Origin of the sequence: Blautia sp. AF19-10LB, from assembly GCF_003461245.1 — a bacterium.
GTDB lineage: Bacteria > Bacillota > Clostridia > Lachnospirales > Lachnospiraceae > Blautia_A > Blautia_A intestinihominis.
In genome coordinates, this window is record NZ_QTWS01000029.1 from 19,341 (window position 1) to 37,382 (window position 18,042).

Annotated in this window: 12 protein-coding genes, 1 pseudogene and 1 riboswitch; all 13 genes and pseudogenes read left to right on the plus strand. The window is 41.2% G+C overall.

The features are described from left to right. Positions 1-2: 2 nt before the first annotated feature. The 13 genes and pseudogenes from DWX28_RS14605 to DWX28_RS14665 all read left to right on the plus strand — a co-directional run bounded on the left by DWX28_RS14605 (position 3) and on the right by DWX28_RS14665 (position 17,809). Positions 3-818 (plus strand): substrate-binding periplasmic protein, encoded by an 816-nt coding sequence (locus tag DWX28_RS14605; protein WP_118253366.1) that lies wholly within the window; start codon positions 3-5, stop codon positions 816-818. Continuing rightward, entirely contained in the window at positions 802-2,967 is a 2,166-nt protein-coding gene (locus tag DWX28_RS14610) for an ATP-binding protein (protein WP_118253369.1), read from the plus strand. Before DWX28_RS14605 ends, DWX28_RS14610 begins: the two co-directional genes overlap by 17 nt. Positions 2,968-3,015: 48 nt before the next feature. After that, positions 3,016-3,369: an Hpt domain-containing protein gene (locus DWX28_RS14615; RefSeq protein WP_118253373.1), complete on the plus strand. Its 354-nt coding sequence runs from the start codon at positions 3,016-3,018 to the stop codon at positions 3,367-3,369. Between the two features lie 84 nt (positions 3,370-3,453). Then, positions 3,454-4,956 carry a response regulator gene (locus DWX28_RS14620; protein WP_118253400.1) on the plus strand — a complete coding sequence of 501 codons (1,503 nt, stop codon included), beginning with the start codon at positions 3,454-3,456 and terminating at the stop codon, positions 4,954-4,956. Between the two features lie 306 nt (positions 4,957-5,262). Then, positions 5,263-5,583 carry a DUF6508 domain-containing protein gene (locus DWX28_RS14625; protein ID WP_118253376.1) on the plus strand — a complete coding sequence of 107 codons (321 nt, stop codon included), beginning with the start codon at positions 5,263-5,265 and terminating at the stop codon, positions 5,581-5,583. A 4-nt stretch (positions 5,584-5,587) separates the two neighbouring features. Further along, on the plus strand, positions 5,588-5,818 hold the full coding sequence (locus DWX28_RS14630) for a hypothetical protein (protein ID WP_118253379.1): 231 nt from the start codon (positions 5,588-5,590) through the stop codon (positions 5,816-5,818). A 149-nt stretch (positions 5,819-5,967) separates the two neighbouring features. Next, positions 5,968-6,129 carry a hypothetical protein gene (locus DWX28_RS19430; RefSeq protein WP_158565318.1) on the plus strand — a complete coding sequence of 54 codons (162 nt, stop codon included), beginning with the start codon at positions 5,968-5,970 and terminating at the stop codon, positions 6,127-6,129. A 181-nt stretch (positions 6,130-6,310) separates the two neighbouring features. After that, the gene (locus DWX28_RS14640) at positions 6,311-8,224 is read left to right on the plus strand and encodes a recombinase family protein (RefSeq protein WP_118253385.1); all 1,914 of its coding nucleotides are present in this window, start codon (positions 6,311-6,313) and stop codon (positions 8,222-8,224) included. Beyond that, positions 8,221-9,984, plus strand: coding sequence for a recombinase family protein (locus DWX28_RS14645; RefSeq protein ID WP_255420410.1), 1,764 nt, complete (start codon positions 8,221-8,223; stop codon positions 9,982-9,984). The genes DWX28_RS14640 and DWX28_RS14645 overlap by 4 nt, the downstream gene beginning before the upstream one ends. A gap of 63 nt (positions 9,985-10,047) precedes the next feature. Next, positions 10,048-10,461, plus strand: a pseudogene (locus DWX28_RS14650) (virulence RhuM family protein); the annotation flags it as partial. 106 nt (positions 10,462-10,567) lie between these two features. Beyond that, a riboswitch (cyclic di-GMP riboswitch) is annotated at positions 10,568-10,643 on the plus strand. A gap of 103 nt (positions 10,644-10,746) precedes the next feature. After that, entirely contained in the window at positions 10,747-12,591 is a 1,845-nt protein-coding gene (locus DWX28_RS14655; RefSeq protein ID WP_118253388.1) for an ABC transporter substrate-binding protein, read from the plus strand. Positions 12,592-12,737: 146 nt separating this feature from the next. Then, positions 12,738-14,882 carry an ATP-binding protein gene (locus tag DWX28_RS14660; RefSeq protein WP_118253391.1) on the plus strand — a complete coding sequence of 715 codons (2,145 nt, stop codon included), beginning with the start codon at positions 12,738-12,740 and terminating at the stop codon, positions 14,880-14,882. Positions 14,883-14,983: 101 nt separating this feature from the next. Then, complete coding sequence (locus tag DWX28_RS14665) at positions 14,984-17,809, plus strand: transporter substrate-binding domain-containing protein (protein WP_118253395.1); 2,826 nt, start codon at positions 14,984-14,986, stop codon at positions 17,807-17,809. Positions 17,810-18,042 lie beyond the last annotated feature (233 nt).

Genomic DNA, 18,042 nt, shown 5'->3' on the forward strand with positions numbered 1-18,042 from the left:
AAATGAAAGGAAAAAGAGTGATTGCAGGCATTCTGCTTGCGGGAATTTTAGCAGTCACCCTGGCAGGGTGTAAAAACACAGATAACACGAAAGAAGAAACCGAAAAGCCTGTTATTACCCTCGGCAGTGACAACTATCCACCATACAATTATCTGAATGAGGATGGTGTACCGACGGGAATCGATGTAGAATTGGCTACGGAAGCTTTTAAAAGAATGGGATATCAGGTGGAGGTTGTCCAGATCAACTGGGAGGAGAAAAAAGAACTGGTGGAGAGCGGCGAGATTGATTGTATCATGGGCTGTTTTTCTATGGAAGGACGTCTTGACGATTACCGCTGGGCAGGACCATACATAGCAAGCCGTCAGGTGGTTGCTGTAAACGAGAGCAGCGATATTTATAAGCTAAGTGACCTGGAGGGAAAGAACCTGGCTGTTCAGTCCACAACCAAACCGGAAGGCATCTTTCTGAACCGGACGGATGAGAGAATCCCAAAGCTGGGTAATCTGATCAGCCTGGGACACAGGGAGCTGATCTATACGTTTCTTGGAAAAGGATATGTAGATGCAGTTGCAGCACACGAGGAATCTATCGTTCAGTATATGAAGGATTATGATGCAAGCTTCCGTATTCTGGAAGAGCCTCTGATGATCACCGGAATAGGTGTCGCTTTTGCAAAAGATGATGACAGAGGAATCTGTGAGCAGATGGGGCAGACGTTGGAAGAAATGCGTCAGGATGGCACATCCCTGAAAATCATTGAAAAATACCTGGATGATCCCCAGAAGTACCTGGAGGTGGATGATCTTGGATATTAAGAGAAAGAAAAAAGAAAAACGGATCCAGCTGCTCGGAGGTTTGATTGGAATCTGTGTGGCAGTAGTCTCTCTGTTTTATTTCTTCCACGCAGAAAAAGCGGAAGCAGAGAAAAGAATGGTGGAGATTGTAAACTATGTGAAAGTGCAGTGCTCCACCTACACCCATTATAATGAATCTTCGGAATCCAAAAGTCTTCTCCGTGCCATTGAAAGTGCCAGACAGATGAGCACGAATATCGATACGGAAATAGAAAACGGCGGTCAGCTAAGTCGGGATTTTCTGAAAGAAAACCTGCAGACTCTCTGGGTGGATGGTATCATTATACTGGATGCAGAGGGAAAGATGGACTGTGAATACAGTATGGATGAGTCTCTGACTAATGAGATCACGGAGTATCTGCAAAAAGACATTATCATGGATTTTGACGGATATGAAGAAAGAACTTATTCAGAACGGTTTAACAGGAAAGACGGATCACATATTGACATTGCAGCCTGTGCCAGAAAAGATGCACCAGGTATCGTTGCGACCTATTATTACACATCTCCTGAATTTGCCAGAAACTATACGCTGACGATACAAGGGCTTTTAAATGGTTATAGTGTCCAGAAAGATGGAACGATTATTGTTGCAGACGAGGGAATCATTGTTGCCAGCAATGACGAGAGCCTGTTGGGGCAGAATACAACCGACAACGAAGTTGTTCAGGCAATGAAAAAGCATGCAGACAGTCAGCATATTTATCATTTGAAGAAGGAAGGAATTGGATGTTATGGAATCATGCTGAAGCAGCGTGATTATTATATTTATGCATATCTTCCGGACAGAGAGGTGTTTTATAACCTTCCATTAAGCGTAGCAGGTGTCATTTTTCTTTATTTCCTGATGTTCAGTATATTCTGGTTCTGGACATACAGAACCAATCAGGCACATCAGAAAAAGGAACAGGAAAAAGATGAAAAATACAAAGCAGAACTTCTGATAGCAGCAAAAAAGGCAGAAGCAGCCAATGAGGCAAAAACAGAGTTTCTACAGCGGATGAGCCATGATATCCGGACTCCGATCAATGGAATCTGCGGCATGGTAAATATGGCAGACCATTATGCAGATGATATGGAGAAGCAGAAGGAATACAGAACAAAGGTTAAAGCGGCAGCCAATTTGTTGCTGGAACTGGTAAATGATGTTCTGGATATGAGTAAGCTGGAGTCTGGTGAAGTTGTTCTGGAAGAGGTTCCATTTAATCTGAGCAAAATCTCTGAGGAAGTGCTTGTCGTAATTGAACAGATTGCTGCAGAACAGAATATCCGGATTGTATGGGAGAAAAAAGAAATCACACACCGTGCTCTTATTGGAAGCCCGAGGTATGTGAAACGTGTGATAATGAATTTCCTGTCCAATGCAGTGAAATATAACAGGGCAAACGGACATATTTATCTTAGCTGCAGGGAGATTCCATCCGAACAGCCAGGAATGACGACAATGGAATTTGTCTGTCGGGATACTGGAATCGGAATGGCAGAAGAGTTCCAAAAACATATTTTTGAACCATTTGCACAGGAACATGCAGGAAGCCGCACAAAATTTTCCGGAACAGGTCTGGGAATGCCGATTTCAAAGAAACTGATTGAGAAAATGGGTGGAACGATTACCTTTGAAAGTGCAGAAGGCATAGGGACGACATTCGTGATCCGGGTTCCATTTAAAATAGATCTGGATGCGGATAAACGTGAAGAACAGACGGATGCATCCGAAAAATCTATAAAGGGACTGCATATTCTTCTGGCAGAAGATAATGAGCTGAATATGGAAATCGCCGAATTTGTGCTTCAGGATGAAGGTGCTGACGTGACAAAAGCCTGGGATGGTCAGGAAGCTGTTGAACTGTTCAGAAATAGTGCTCCCGGTGAATTTGATGTCATTCTTATGGACATTATGATGCCGGTAATGAATGGCTATGAAGCTACAAAGATGATCAGGTCTCTGGACAGAGAGGATGCAAAGACAATACCGATCATTGCAATGACAGCAAATGCGTTCACGGAGGACAGAATAAGAGCAAAAGAAGCAGGGATGGATGAACATGTTGCTAAGCCTGTTGATGTGGAACTACTGATAAAAGTAATTCATAAATTGGTGAATGATTGATAGAGCAGTGTCAAATAAGCGGTGAAATATAGACAGGAGGACTAAAATATGACAATGCAAGAGTGTTATGAAGCTATTGGAGGAAACTATGAAGCTGTCTTGGAACGCCTTCACAGCGAAGCACTGATTCGGAGATTTGCATTAAAGTTCCTTGAAGATCAGAGTTATATACAGTTAAAACAGGCATTGGAAAATAAAAATTATGAAGATGCTTTCCGCGGTGCACACACACTGAAAGGGGTGTGTCAGAATCTTTCCTTTGACCGTCTGTATGAGGTTAGTCATGAGTTGACAGAACTTTTGAGAGATAGAACCGGAGAGCAGCCGGGGATACCGGAAGCAATGGAAAAAGTAACAGAAGTATATGAGATGACAATTGAAGAAATAAAGAAGGGGCTGTAGTATTAAGTGATGCGACATGACTTTCTGCCTTGAATCAAGTGCTTGGAAGATCATAAAAAACGAGTGGATAAAGGAAAGAAAAATGTGGATAAAAAACAAAAAATACTGATTGTAGATGATGCAAAATTTAACAGGGATATATTGAAGGAGATTCTTGGAGATGCTTATAACTATCTGGAAGCCGAAAATGGTAATCAGGCAATCCAGATGATAGGAGAAAATATTGGAATTGATCTGATGCTTTTGGATATCAATATGCCACAGATGAATGGTTTTGAAGTCTTGAAAATAATGAAAAGAAGCCAGTGTATTGCTGAAACTCCTGTAATCATGATATCTTCTGAAGATGCTGTTGATACTATGCGTAAGGCATATGAGCTGGGAATCACAGATTATATCACACGACCGTTTGATTCTGTGATTGTAAAGAAAAGAGTTCAGAATACCTTGGGCCTCTATATGAACCAAAAGCATTTGATAAATGTGGTTTATAATCAGGTTTACGAAAAAGAAGAAAATAATAATATCATGATCCGGATTATGAGTAATATATTGGGATCCCGTAACAGCGAGAGCAGAGAACACATCCTGCATATAAAAACAGCAACGGAGATGATGCTGAGACAACTGGTAAAAGTAACAGATGCTTATCCTTTGACAGAGGCAGATATTGCTTTGATTACAACTGCTTCTTCCCTTCATGATATTGGTAAGATCCGTATTCCGGAGGAAATATTGAATAAGCCAGGCAGACTTACAGATGAAGAATTTAAGATTATGAAAACCCATAGTGAGCTTGGCGCAGCTATAATTAAGGATATGGACTTTCCGCAAGATCATCCACTGGTGCATACTGCATGGGAAATCAGCAGATGGCACCATGAAAGATGGGACGGAAAGGGTTATCCGGATGGCTTGAAAGGTGAAGAAATACCAATCTCTGCACAGGTGGTATCAATTGTCGATGTTTATGACGCACTTACAAGTGAAAGATGTTATAAGAAAGCATTTAATCATGACACAGCGATTCAAATGATCCTGGATGGGCAATGCGGACAATTTAACCCCATCCTTCTAAAATGTTTGAAAGAACTGAGTCTTCAATTTTCAAATATGTTTAATGATAAGGAAATGGATGAAAATAGCTATTACCATGAAGTACAGAGACTTTCTAATGAAATACTTAGCGACAGATCTTTGCCGAATCAAAATTATTCACAGAGTGTTGTCAAGGTCATGCAGGAAAAGATCGATTTCTTTAAATCAAACAGTGGAATGAACTCAATTGATTACAATGCAATTTCAGGCCAATTTACTATCTTAAACGGAGAACATCAGATTTTATGTCAGAGAGATAATCCGAAATTCAATTTTTTCAAAGAATTTGGAGTAAATGAAGAAGATGTTCAATGTATTCGTGTCTTATTACATCAGACATCTGTACAAAATAAAGAAATATCTGCCACGATAAAAGCGACGGTGGATAATAACAGTCAGATGTATAGAATGAAATTGCATACATTGTGGTCGCCTTTAAAGAAGGATGGATACATTGGAATCATTGGATATTTTGACACTGTAAAATAGAAAAATGCAAAGCGGTGGAGAAATGCGGTATATTTTGTTATGGCAAACAATTTTGTTTTATAGCAATTGTTTTGATGATCTCCCAGTATTTTAGATTTGTATTGAAAACTATTTATGATATGTTAATTCATCAATAATTGAGCGTTAAAAATGATAGAGCGTATGGAGAAACCTATATGCTCTATTTTTGATTTTGATTATGAAGAATCATTTCTTATATTCTTTAAAGTGAAAGATTGAAGTGCGGGAAGGAATATGTTATCATGATAGAACATATATTCGATTAAAGTAAGGCGGTGAATAAGATTGACGAATACTGGCAAAATACAGGCAATCTGGTCTGTCCTTTTGTTGAATGATCCGGATAAAAGCCGGTATGTTAAACTTCTGGAAGATCTGGGAGATTTGAAAACAAATTATGGCGATTATATGATTACGGAGCCGATTGACTGTAATGAGGAGCTGAAACGAATTTCAGGTGCAGATTATGAGCTTTGTACAGCATTACTGACAATGCTGCTGAGAGAGGATCCTTTTTCCAATGGTTCTTTTGACCGGAGATTTGCTGACGGGCAGGTGCTTCCGGTTCTGGTCAGGATGAAGGATGTTTTGAGTGCAGGAGTGTGATTTTATGAAAGTCGGGGATACTGCATATATTGTGGAATCAAACAGATTTGTGCGGGAGGTGGAGATCCGCAGGTGTTCCGGCGGGATGTTCCTGGTCCGTTTTACAGATACGGGCGGCGGAATACAGGTGAAGGCTCACAGGCTGTTTGCGACGAGGGAAGAAGCTGAAAAGAGTATTGAGAAGGCACCAGAGACAAAGAGGGTGCGTGGGAATCCGTATGACCGATGGTATTGAACGGATGATAAAGTAAATAAATGCATCGGGGGAAACCTGTTGCTGTTTGCGGAGAAATCTGTGGATGGCAGCGGGTTTATTTTTTTGTCCGGAAAGTCAAAAAATCAGGGACCAGGACTCCTTGGAACAGTAGGAGGTGGTTTTTGGCTATGGGAAAAATTGAACTGATCGATACCGGCAGACTGACGGAGAAACAGGCCAGGCTAAACATGGAAAAATGTGCAGAGTTTCTGGCAAGAATGATCCAGAAGTACGGGGATGTGGTTCTGGGGGAGATTGAGGAGAGAAATGCACAGCTGCAGGGAAAGTGATCGAGTGTGCCGGTGGTCTTTTGGGGCTGCCGGTCTTTTTGCACTATGGAAACCGCATAGGGGAAGGTGGACTTTGGGGCAGTTTTTTTGGTCGTTCTGCGAGTTGGCACAGAATGGTGATTCCGATATATTTTATGTACGGCAACCGTATGACGATGGGCAACCGAAATGAGGTGAAGATTTGAGAAAGAAATGTTACATATATACCCGTGTTTCTACGGCGGCTCAGACAGAGGGATACAGTCTGGAAGCACAGACAGAGCGGCTTCGGAAGTATGCGGACTATAAAGAAATGGAAGTGGTCAGGGAATACTGTGATGCAGGAAGATCCGGAATGAGTATCAAGGGCAGACCGGCTTTTATGGAAATGATGGATGATATTTCCTGTGAGAAAGATGAAATCTCCTGTGTTCTGGTGTTTAAGTTATCCCGCTTTGGAAGGAATGCGGCAGATATTTTGAAGTCTGTGCAGCTGTTGATGGACTTTGATGTGGATCTGGTCTGTGTTGAGGATGCCATTGACAGTTCCACACAGGGTGGAAGGCTGACACTTGCTATCCTGTCTGCTGTGGCAGAAATGGAACATGAGAACATTACTGTGCAGTTCATGGCGGCGAGGATGCAGAAGCTGATGAGCGGTGGATGGCCTGGCGGAGGCGTGCCGTATGGATATGTGAGTGTGAATAAGGAACTGGTGGTGGTTCCGGAAGCTGCAGATCTTGTGAGGCTGATTTATCAGAAGTATCTGGAGCCGGACATGAAACTGAATACGGTTGTCGGCTGGCTGAATGAGAATGGTTATAAGCGTGTTGTGAAGGGAGAGGATAAAGTTATTACTTCGGATTTTGTTTCTTCGGTGCTTGGAAATCCTGTTTATTATGGAATGATAGTATATAACAGACGGACAAATTCTGAGGAGATTAAAAGAAATCCAAAAGAGGTTATTTCCGTCAGGGGAAAGCACGAGGCAATCATTCCGGAAGATATCTGGATGCAGGTGCAGGAGAAACGGAAGAGGCTGCGAAAACAGCAGAAGAAAGTAGATGATCCGGGGCGGATCAGTCTTTTATCCGGGCTTGTGAAATGTCCGGAGTGTGGGACAGGAATGGTCACAAAAAAGAATAAACGAAAGAACAATAATCATGGCGGTTATTATAAGATTGTTTATTCCTATGGATGCAGGAATACACGTAAGAGTGAAGGTTATGTCTGCAGCTGCAGGCGGACGTACAATCAGGACAAACTGGACAGGGCTGTGATGGAAATTGTGGGAAAGGTGACAGAGACGAAGGAGTTCCGTCAGGCGGTTATGAATACGGTTGGAGACAGGAGTTCATTGGATGCCTGTGAAGCGGATCTGAAAAGAACCAGAAAAGAACTGCACAGTCAGGAGCATCTGAAATATAAGCTGGGGACGGAACTGGATAATCTGGATGTTCTTGCAGAAGGTTATGACGATGAATATGAGGCTGTTCAGTCAAAGATTGATGAGGTTTATGACAGGATCGAGATTCTGGAGGAAAGGATCCGGAAGCTGAAAAAGCGGATGGAGGCTTTGAAGAAAGGCGTTCGTTCTTCTGATAATATACAGAAGATTCTTGATAACTTTGACCTGCTGTTTGAGAGAATGAACTGTGAGGAACGCAGGGAGCTGTGCAGGCAGTTCATTGAAAGGATTGATGTATTCCAGGATGAAAGGGAAGATGGCAGGATTCTGAAAAGGATTGTTTTTCGCTTTCCGGTTTATTATGAGGATGAAGGGAAAAGGGCAGAGAATGATGAACCGGATGAAGTGGTGACATTTGAAGTAGACTGTACGGAGCATCGGGTGACTGTTTCTGAGGCAAAAGCAACCTATGCGGAAATCATGGCATATGTGAAAGAAAAGTATGGAATGAATATTTCTTCCTTATATATTGCACAGGTAAAAAGGAAGTATGGTCTGGATGTGGGAAAGGCTTATAATAAGCCGGCGAAAAATAAGAATCATGTGCCGGTCTGTCCGGTGGAGAAGGAACTGGCAATCATGGATGCTTTGAAGCATTTTCGGATGCTGAATGCAGATGTAGAATACAGGAAGGAGAATGTGGAGTGAGAAAGAAATGTTATATTTATATTCGTGTTTCTACGGCAATGCAGGTGGATGGTTACAGCCTGGAGGCACAGAAGGAACGGCTGATGAAGTTTGCGGAGTTTCAGGACATGGAAGTGGTCAGGGAATACTGTGATGCAGGAAAATCCGGAAAGAGTATTACGGGCAGGCCGGAGTTCCAGAGGATGCTGCAGGATGTGTCCGAGGAACGTGACGGGGTGGCATTTATTCTGGTGTTTAAGCTGTCACGTTTTGGAAGGAATGCGGCGGATGTTTTAAATTCCCTGCAGTTTATCCAGGATTATGGCGTGAATCTGATCTGTGTGGAAGACGGGATTGATTCCTCTAAGGATTCCGGCAAGCTGACCATCACGGTGCTGTCGGCAGTGGCTGAGATTGAAAGGGAGAATATTCTGGTCCAGACAATGGAAGGAAGAAAGCAGAAGGCCAGAGAGGGAAAATGGAATGGCGGGCAGGCTCCTTTCGGATATGATCTGGATTCCGGGAACAGCACACTGATGGTGAATGAGGAAGAAGCGGAGATTGTGCGGATCATTTATGACAAGTTTGTGCATACGGATATGGGAGCAGATGCTATCTGCAATTATCTGAACCAGAGAGGTTATACGAAGAAAAAGGTACGAGGACATGAACTGAACTATTTTGCCAGAGGGCTGATCATGAAGATTCTGGATAATCCGGTTTATACAGGGAAGATTGCTTACGGGAAGAATGTTACAGAGAAGGTGAAGGGAACGAGGGATGAGTACCGGCGGGTGAAGACAGATGATTACCTGCTGGCGGATGGACTGCATGAGGCGATTGTGGATGAAGAGACGTGGGAAGCGGCGAGAGAGAAAAGGAAGAGGACGGGGGTTAGGTTTGTTAAAACTCATAGTCTGGAGCATGAACATATTTTAACTGGATTAATCAGATGTCCTCTTTGCGGCGGTGGAATGAGTGGAACTGTTCAGCGACGGCAGAATAAGAAAACTGGGGAATACAAGGATACATTTTATTACAGATGCCATCACAGAAAAAAAGTCGATGGAAAGATTTGTGATTATAAGCCGATGCTGAACCAGAAAGTGTTTAATGCAGAAGTAGAGGAATTTATCCGGTATATGGTTGCGGAGGATGAGTTCAGGAGTTTTGTGCAGGAGAAACTGGAAGAGAAGGTGGATGTTTCTGCTTTGGAAACTGAGAGGGAGCAGCTGCAAAAACAGCTGAAACAGGTACAAGGGTCGAAACTAAAACTGATACAGATGCTGGATCGCCTGGATACTGGGGATAAGCATTATACGAGAAAATACCAGGATATGCAGGACAGGCTGGATAACATGTATGATAAGGTGGCAGAGTTTGAGGAGGCGATGAAAGATATTGATGCTAAGATTGGGGCATCTTACGGGAAAGAAATTACGGGTAAAAAACTGTATGAATTTCTTCTGGATTTTGATATACTGTATGATAAAATGACAGATATGGAAAAGAAAGAATTTATGAATACATTTATTGAGAAGATTGAATTGAAGAATGAAACTGTTAATAATGGGACAAGTCAGGGTTCGCGCATTGAACATATTGATCTTGCGTTTCCGGTGTATTATGGAGATTGTAAAGGGACAAGAATTCGTATGCCCGAAGAAAACACAGTCGAGACTGTGTGCCTCTTGAGCAACCGAAAACCAGATACGACAGTAAAACTCAGCGAGGATATGGAGGATTACTACCGTATTAAAGATGGTAAAGATGAGGAATGATGATTTCGCTATAGTGACTCGTTCACGTTGATAATGTATCTGATTTTGGAGGAAAATTAATTTATGGACAAAGAAAAAGCAGATATGATTATTTATACGACAGAGGATGGTCTGACGAAAGTTGAAATTACTTTTGATGGTGATACAGTCTGGTTGTCTATTGATTAGATGGCAGAATTGTTTCAGAGAGATCGTAGTGTGATTGGAAAACATGTCAGAAATATTTTTAAAGAGGGAGAGTCAGAAAAAGAGTCAGTGTGGGCAAAATTTGCCTACACTGCTACTGATGGAAAAGTTTACAATGTAGATTATTACAATCTTGATGTTATTATTTCTGTTGGCTATCGTGTAAAATCAAAACGAGGAACACAGTTCAGAATCTGGGTTACTGGGATTTTAAAAGAATACATGAGAAAAGGTTTTGCTTTAGAAATTGATTTTTGGGAGAACGGTTCGATGTATATATCGGCTGTTCTTTTTTGGTTTTCGGGCATTAAAACAGTAATGTTTTTCTTGTGTATAGCAGGGAGTTAAAGTATAATAAAATCAGTTTTTTGCATAAGTTTAAAAGCTATATCTATAATAAGGAAATCGGCAAACCAGATGAAAGTCTGGGACGCAAAGCTACAGGGCCTTTAAAATGGCAGCCAGTTGCATGAAATGAGGTGCACTGTCTGTCTGACGGTGCTTTTTTACGGCGTTATTTCATGGACGTAACAATAATTAATGATTTTATCAGGAAAGAATGAGGAAAATAAAAGTATGAAAAAGGCAAAACGTTGTCTGATTGCAGTGGTGTCAGGTGTACTTGTAGCATCTGCTGTCTTGTCTGGATGTGGACAGTCAAAGAAAGAAGTATCTAAAAATGATGATCATCTTACCGTTTATCTGTGGGAAAATCGTTTGATGAAAAATATTGCACCCTATATCCATGAACAGTTTCCTGATCAGGATATTGAATTTATTATTGGTAACAATGATACCGATTTATACAGTTATTTTAAAGAACATGATGAATTACCGGATATCATAACAGTACGTCGATTCTCTGGAACAGATGCACAGGACTTACAGCCTTATCTTATGGATTTTGCTTCTTATGATGTTGTTTCCAAGTATTATTCTTATGCGGTGCAATATTATAAGAATGAGGAGGATGAAATCCAGTGGCTGCCAATCTGTGGTATTCCGCAGACGATCATTGCCAACAAAACACTGTTTGATCAGTATGGCGTAAAGATTCCAGAAAATTATGAGGAATATGTACAGGCCTGTCAGCAGTTTTATGATAATGGCATAAAACCGTATTCCATGGATCTTGGTGAAGACTGGTCTAATAATGAGATCATCCAGGCGGCGGCAATCGGTGAGTTCACAAGCCTGGATGGTATTGAATGGCGAAACGGTGCAGAGACTGCATCGGATGAAGTAAAGTTTGATGATGCATTATGGAAACGTATTTTTTCAGAAACCAGCCAGTTTCTGAAAGACTCGCACTTTGGTAAAGAAGATATCAATATTGACGTCGATACAGGAATCCAGATGTTTGTCGAGGGAAAATCAGCAATGTTTCATGGACATCCGACGGTTATGCAGCAGCTGCAGAAACAGATGGATGCGGAGCTGACCCGTATTCCTTATTTTTCACAGACATCGGATGAATCCTATGTGTACATGACTCCGTCCTTAAACATTGCATTTAACAAAAACCTGGAAAAAGACCGGGAGAAACTGGATACTGCACTGGATGTGCTGGATTGTATGATTTCAGAAGAGGGGCAAAAACTGATTGCGGATGGAAGCGGTGTTATTTCATTGAATACAGATGTTCCAACCATGATGCAGAATGTGCCTGGACTGGAAGAGGAAATTAACAATAATGCTGTTTATATCCGATATTCCGCTCAAAAATCATTTGATGCAAGTCTTGAGGCTGTTCACGGATTACTGTCAGGGGAAATGGATGAAACACAGGCTTATGATACTTTGCGCAGTGTAATGAATCGTAAAGATCCAGAAGAAAAAGCAACGGTGAATTTTGAAAATGAATATTCCATTTCACTGAACGATAGAAATGGCCGTGATGCAGCATCTTCCATTTTAACTACGATCAGAGAAGAAAATGATGCACAGCTGGCTCTGGCACCATATTATTATTTCACTTCCTCTATGTATAAAGGAGAATGCACCAGCAGCCGGGTTGGCATGATGACAGCGAAGAGTTCAGATACAGCATTATATGTTACAAAAATTAATGGTAAACAGGTTTATGAACTCGTGGAAAATTATTTTGCTGATGCTGATGAGAATTTTTATGTAACCAATAAATACGAATTACCAATTGCATCCGGTATGAAAATTATCGTCAGTCAAGAGGAAAGTGGATTTTCGTTAAAGGACTTAACAGTTAATGATAAGAAAATAGACAAAGAAAAGGAATACTCTATTCTTCTTACAGACACCACAATGTCTGTTTTGACAAAAATAAATCCGAAATGTGAGATTGAGCAGCTTAAAGATACAACATTATCAAGTGCATGGACCGAAGCAATGTCAAAAGGACAGCAGCCGTCAGCACCGGAAGACTATATAGAGGTTGAACAGTAAAAGTGGAGATAGAACAAGCGGTAAATAAAAGAAAAAAAATAACAAGGCTGTTGCTTATACTACTTATTATTCTTTTAAGCTTAGTTTTTATAAAGTATCTTATAAGTAAGTCTAATAAGTATATCAGCGAAAATGGAAAAAGCAGTATGGGAGCTGTTGTTGAACAGATACAGCAGACCTATGATCTTCAAGTGAGTGGGTACTACAGCCAGCTGCAGTTGGTTGAGGAATTTTTACTTCATGAGAGAGAGCTGTCTCTTGAAACGGATGTGAACAAAAGTTTCTTTGAAGCATGGGAAAAAGAATCGGAAAGTACACTTATATTCCTTCAGGAAAATGGTCAGGCAATATCAGCAGATGGAACAAAAATGCGGATTGATATGCCAAGTAAATTTCTGCTGGACTTAAAGAATGGATACAATATTGGAAAACTGGTGCGTCTTGATTATGATCAGAAGAAAAAAGACGGTTATCTGGTTGCGATCCCATGTCAGGAATACACTATCAATGGGGAAACTTATACGGCAATTGGAACTGTGTATGATCATTCGAAACTGGATTCCATGTTAAAACTGAAAGGTTATGATGGGAAAGCATATTTGTTCATGCTGGATGATGACGGAAATATTACGTATACGAACCTGAGTGGTGATAAATACCAGCGTAATTATTCTTTGTTAAAACATTTAAAAGGGGAACAGGCTATTACAGAAGAAGAGGCTGATTTGTTCAAAAAGAAGTTTGATAACGGAGAATCCGGAGTTGCACTTTTGGGAAAACAGGACCCCTATTATCTGGGGTATTGCCCGATCGAAAGCAACAACACCATTTTGGTATGTATTGTGGCAAAGGGAGTTATTGACAATGTGCTGAGGGATTACCAGAAAACGGTGTTGTGTACAACAACACTCATGGCAGGTTTTATACTTTTACTTTTTGCCGGATTATTCTACAGTATTTCCAGACTTAGTCTTGCAGATCAAAAAGCAGAATATGAAAAAAGGAATAATGAACTTCATTTACAAACAATGAAGGAAATGGAAGTAGTCAATCAAAAACTGAAAAAGGCAAAGAACGCTGCAACAGAGGCTTTACAGACAGCGGAAAATGCAAATAAGGCGAAAACGGATTTCCTTTCTAATATGTCACATGATATTCGTACACCTATGAATGCAATCATTGGTATTACATCTTTGATCAGACATGATGCAGGTAATAAAGCAAAAGTTATAGAGTATGCAGATAAAATAGATATTTCATCACAGCATCTGTTGGGAATTATCAATGACGTTCTGGATATGAGTAAGATTGAGGCAGGAAAAACAGTCTTCAAGTATTCTGACTTTTCTATTCTGGATTTTGTACAGGAGCTTGACACTATGTTTCATTCTCAAATATATGAAAAGAAGCAGACGCTTACAATCATAAAAGAAAATATTCAGCATGAGTGGGTGAATGGGGATCAGGTTCATTTGATGCAGATTTTCAGTAATCTGCTGTCTAATGCCATAAAATATACGCAGGAAGGTGGAAAAATTCAGCTTCTGGTAGAAGAATGTGAGACAAATTCATCTGTCTATGCAAAGTACCGTTTCTTAGTTAGCGATAATGGCTTGGGAATATCGGCAGATTTCAAAGAGATAATCTTTGATCCGTTTACCCGCGCTGAAAATTCTGTGACGAATAAGATACAGGGAACCGGACTTGGAATGGCGATTACCAGAAATCTGGTTGAAGCAATGGGAGGCACCATTGATGTGGATAGTGAACTGGGGCAGGGAAGCTGTTTTGAGGTTCTCATGGATCTGAAAATTGCAGAGGATAGAACGGTTGCTCTGGCGGTACAGGAAGAAACAGATGAGCAGGATGGAAATATTCTGCAGGGAATGAGGTTCCTGTGTGCAGAAGATAATGAGATAAATGCGGAAATCTTGACGGAATTGTTAAAGATTGAAGGTGCGGAATGTACCATCTGTGAAAATGGCGAAGAGATTTTGAAAGCATTTGAACAGTCTGCTCCAGGTGATTATGACATGATCCTGATGGACATACAGATGCCTGTTATGAATGGCTATGAGGTGACGAAGGAAATCCGCAGAAGTTCCCATGAACTGGCAAAGACGATTCCGATCATTGCCATGACTGCGAATGCATTTTCAGAGGACATTCAGCATTCTCTGGCAGCCGGTATGAATGCACATGTTTCAAAACCGGTTGAGATGAAGGTGCTGGAAAAGACGATCAGAAGCATAAAATCCGGCGGGGGGGGGCACCGAACCGCAGGTCACTGAACAGTGACAAATGGATTTGATGCGGCAGTGCAATTTTATTAAACCAGGAGGTTGACAAGGAGACGTATAGAGAAATATATTTGACAGACAGGAGATTTAATATGATTTCGAGAGCAAAGAAATATGTGGCAGTATTACTGGTTTTTGTATGCGTGTGTATGATATTTTCTCCCCAGACTGCATATGCAGCCGAGGACAGTTCGCAGCATGAAACTGTCAAAGTCGGTTTCTTTGCCATGGATGGTTATCATGTGATGGATGAAGAAGGCAACCGCAGTGGGTATGGCTATGATTTTCTTCGGCTGATGGCCCGTTATTGGGATGTAGATTACGAATATGTCGGATATGATAAGAGCTGGGATGATATGCAGCAGATGCTTGAAGATGGCGAGATTGACATGGTAACATCTGCCCGCAAAACACCGGACAGAGAAGAAAAGTTTGATTTTTCACGTCCGATCGGAACCAATTATGGGATGCTGACCGTCCGCAGTGACAACAGCACGATTGTGGACGGCAATTACAGTACTTACAACGGTATGCGTGTGGCGCTTTTGAACGGAAACACCCGGAATGAAGAGTTTGCGGATTTTGCAGACGACAAAGGATTTACATATGTTCCATCTTATTTTGATACGACCACAGAAATGGATGAAGCCCTTCAGAGCGAAAAAGTTGATGCGATTGTTACCAGTTCTCTGAGAAAAACAAACAATGAGCGAATCGTGGAGAAATTTGGCAGCAGCGATTTCTATGTCATTGTTAAAAAGGTCAATACAGAATTGCTGAATGAGATCAATTATGCGATCGATCAGATGAATGCGGTTGAGGGTGACTGGAAAACGACGCTTTACAATAAAAATTATGAAAGCATAGAAACTAAGAATCTGGAATATACGGAGCAAGAAAAAAGTATTATTGCACAATATTCCAAAGACAACCCAATTCGTGTTCTGTGTGATCCGACCCGTTATCCATATTCTTATAATGAAAATGGTGAGATGAAGGGGATTATCCCGGATTACTTCCGGAAAATTGCAGACTATGCCGGGATTTCCTATGAGTTTCTTACACCTGCCACCAGAGATGAGTATATTGCTTATCAGAAAAATAAGGAAACCACAGATATGAGCATCGATGCACGTCTGGAAACAGATAACTATGCTGAGACGAAAAAATGGGGGATTACTGCACCTTTCATTACGATGCAGCTGGCAAGGGTGACACGGCGTGACTTTGATGGAAAAATTAATGTTGTTACTACTGTTGACCAGACAGCATCAAATTCAATTGAAGATGCAATGGCACCCGGTGCAGAAAAACTGATGTGCAGTACCCGACAGGAAATGATGGAAGCTGTCCGTGAGGGTAAAGCAGATGCTGCCTTCGTCTACTATTACATGGCACAGGCGTTTGTGAACAGTGACACTACGGGCACCATGACATATACTCTGCTGGAACAGCCTACATTCACCTACCGCATGGTAATTTCATCAACTGAGAACCATGCGCTGGCTGGTATTCTGACGAAAGCAATGTATGCCATGCCTAAAAATCTTGTTGAAGATCTTGCAGCACAGTATACCACATACAAAGCAACAGAGCTGACATTTGTTGACTGGATCCGTCTGCATCCTGCTGTTACTGTTTGGGTTCTTCTTATTTTTGGATGGCTGCTGACTGCTATAGCTGTGATAATGGTGCGTCTCAGTGCAAGAAAAAAAGCTCAGAAGGCGGCCCAGGAGAAAGCTGAGGAAATGGCGGAACTGGCAGAGCATGCACAGGCTGCAGACAAGGCAAAAACAGCATTTCTGTCACATATGTCCCATGATATGAGGACACCGATGAATGCAATCATAGGATTTACTGGTATTGCAATGAAAAACAATCCGTCAGACGAAGTGAAAAATTGTCTGGAAAAGATTGACGAAAGCTCAGAGCATTTACTGTCGCTAATCAATGATGTATTAGATCTGACCCGCATCGAAAGTGGAAAAGTGAAATACAATCCGGTACCGGCGGATGTGAAAAACATTACAGATTCTGCATTGAATATTACAAAAGGCTTTCTTACGAACAGGGATATCAACTTTAAGATTCAGCGTGAAGAAGCAAAGATTCCAAATGTACTTGCGGATCCTGCACGCCTGCGTGATGTGCTGGTCAATATTCTGAGCAATGCCGCGAAATTCACTCCGGATGGAGGGACGATTACATTTGAAGCCCGGTGTCAGGAAAAGGGCGGGGATGGATATATAAATATGCGTTACCGCATTTCGGATACTGGTATTGGCATGAGTGAGGAATTTACAAAAGAAGTTTTTGAGGAATTTGCACAGGAAGATTCCGATGTGAGAACGCAGTACCATGGAGTTGGACTGGGGATGGCTATCGTAAAGAAGTATGTAGATATGATGGGTGGAACCATTTCCGTGCAGAGTAAAAAGCATGAGGGAACCACATTTACTGTGGATATTCCTCTGGAAATTACTGATAAGGAATGTAATAAGTCAGACACAGGTTTTTCTGAAAAGGTAAATCTTACAGGTGTGAAAGTCCTTCTTGCAGAGGATAATGAACTGAATGCAGAGATTGCTGCCGTGCAGTTGGAAGAGTTCGGGATGAATGTAGAAAGAGCTGTAGATGGAAAGAATGCTATTGAGATTTTCAGAAATCATCCGGAAGGCACATTTGATGTAATCCTGATGGATATCATGATGCCTGAAATGAACGGTTATGAAGCGGCAAAAGCAATCAGGGCGATGAATGACAGACCGGATGGAAAAAACATTCCTATTATAGCAATGACAGCCAATTCATTTGCTGAAGATGTTCAGGCATCACTGGATGCAGGAATGAATGCACATTTGTCAAAGCCGATTGTGATTGAGAAAGTGATAAAAACGATTTTAAGATATGTTCATTAAAACTACATCGATGGAGGTATAAGAGGAAGGGATCATAATGGATAAAAGACAAAAACAGATAAAATTGGATTATATAATAAAGAGTAAAAGTACAGCAGAAGCTGTCGCAAAGATATTTATAAAAATGTTGTGGGGGTATTGAACATTAATGAATGTAAAATTAAAATCTGGAAGCAAGCAAGCAAGCAAGCAAGCAAGCAAGCAAGCAAGCAAGCAAGCAAGCAAGCAAGCAA

Bases quoted from the DNA above. Each gene is read 5' to 3' on its own strand.
- DWX28_RS14655 (WP_118253388.1), top strand. From the start codon at position 10,747: ATGAAAAAGGCAAAACGTTGTCTGATTGCAGTGGTGTCAGGTGTACTT.
- DWX28_RS14665 (WP_118253395.1), top strand. From the start codon at position 14,984: ATGATTTCGAGAGCAAAGAAATATGTGGCAGTATTACTGGTTTTTGTA.
- DWX28_RS14630 (WP_118253379.1), top strand. From the start codon at position 5,588: ATGAAAGTCGGGGATACTGCATATATTGTGGAATCAAACAGATTTGTG.
- DWX28_RS14610 (WP_118253369.1), top strand. From the start codon at position 802: ATGATCTTGGATATTAAGAGAAAGAAAAAAGAAAAACGGATCCAGCTG.
- DWX28_RS19430 (WP_158565318.1), top strand. From the start codon at position 5,968: ATGGGAAAAATTGAACTGATCGATACCGGCAGACTGACGGAGAAACAG.
- DWX28_RS14605 (WP_118253366.1), top strand. From the start codon at position 3: ATGAAAGGAAAAAGAGTGATTGCAGGCATTCTGCTTGCGGGAATTTTA.
- DWX28_RS14615 (WP_118253373.1), top strand. From the start codon at position 3,016: ATGACAATGCAAGAGTGTTATGAAGCTATTGGAGGAAACTATGAAGCT.
- DWX28_RS14660 (WP_118253391.1), top strand. From the start codon at position 12,738: ATGGGAGCTGTTGTTGAACAGATACAGCAGACCTATGATCTTCAAGTG.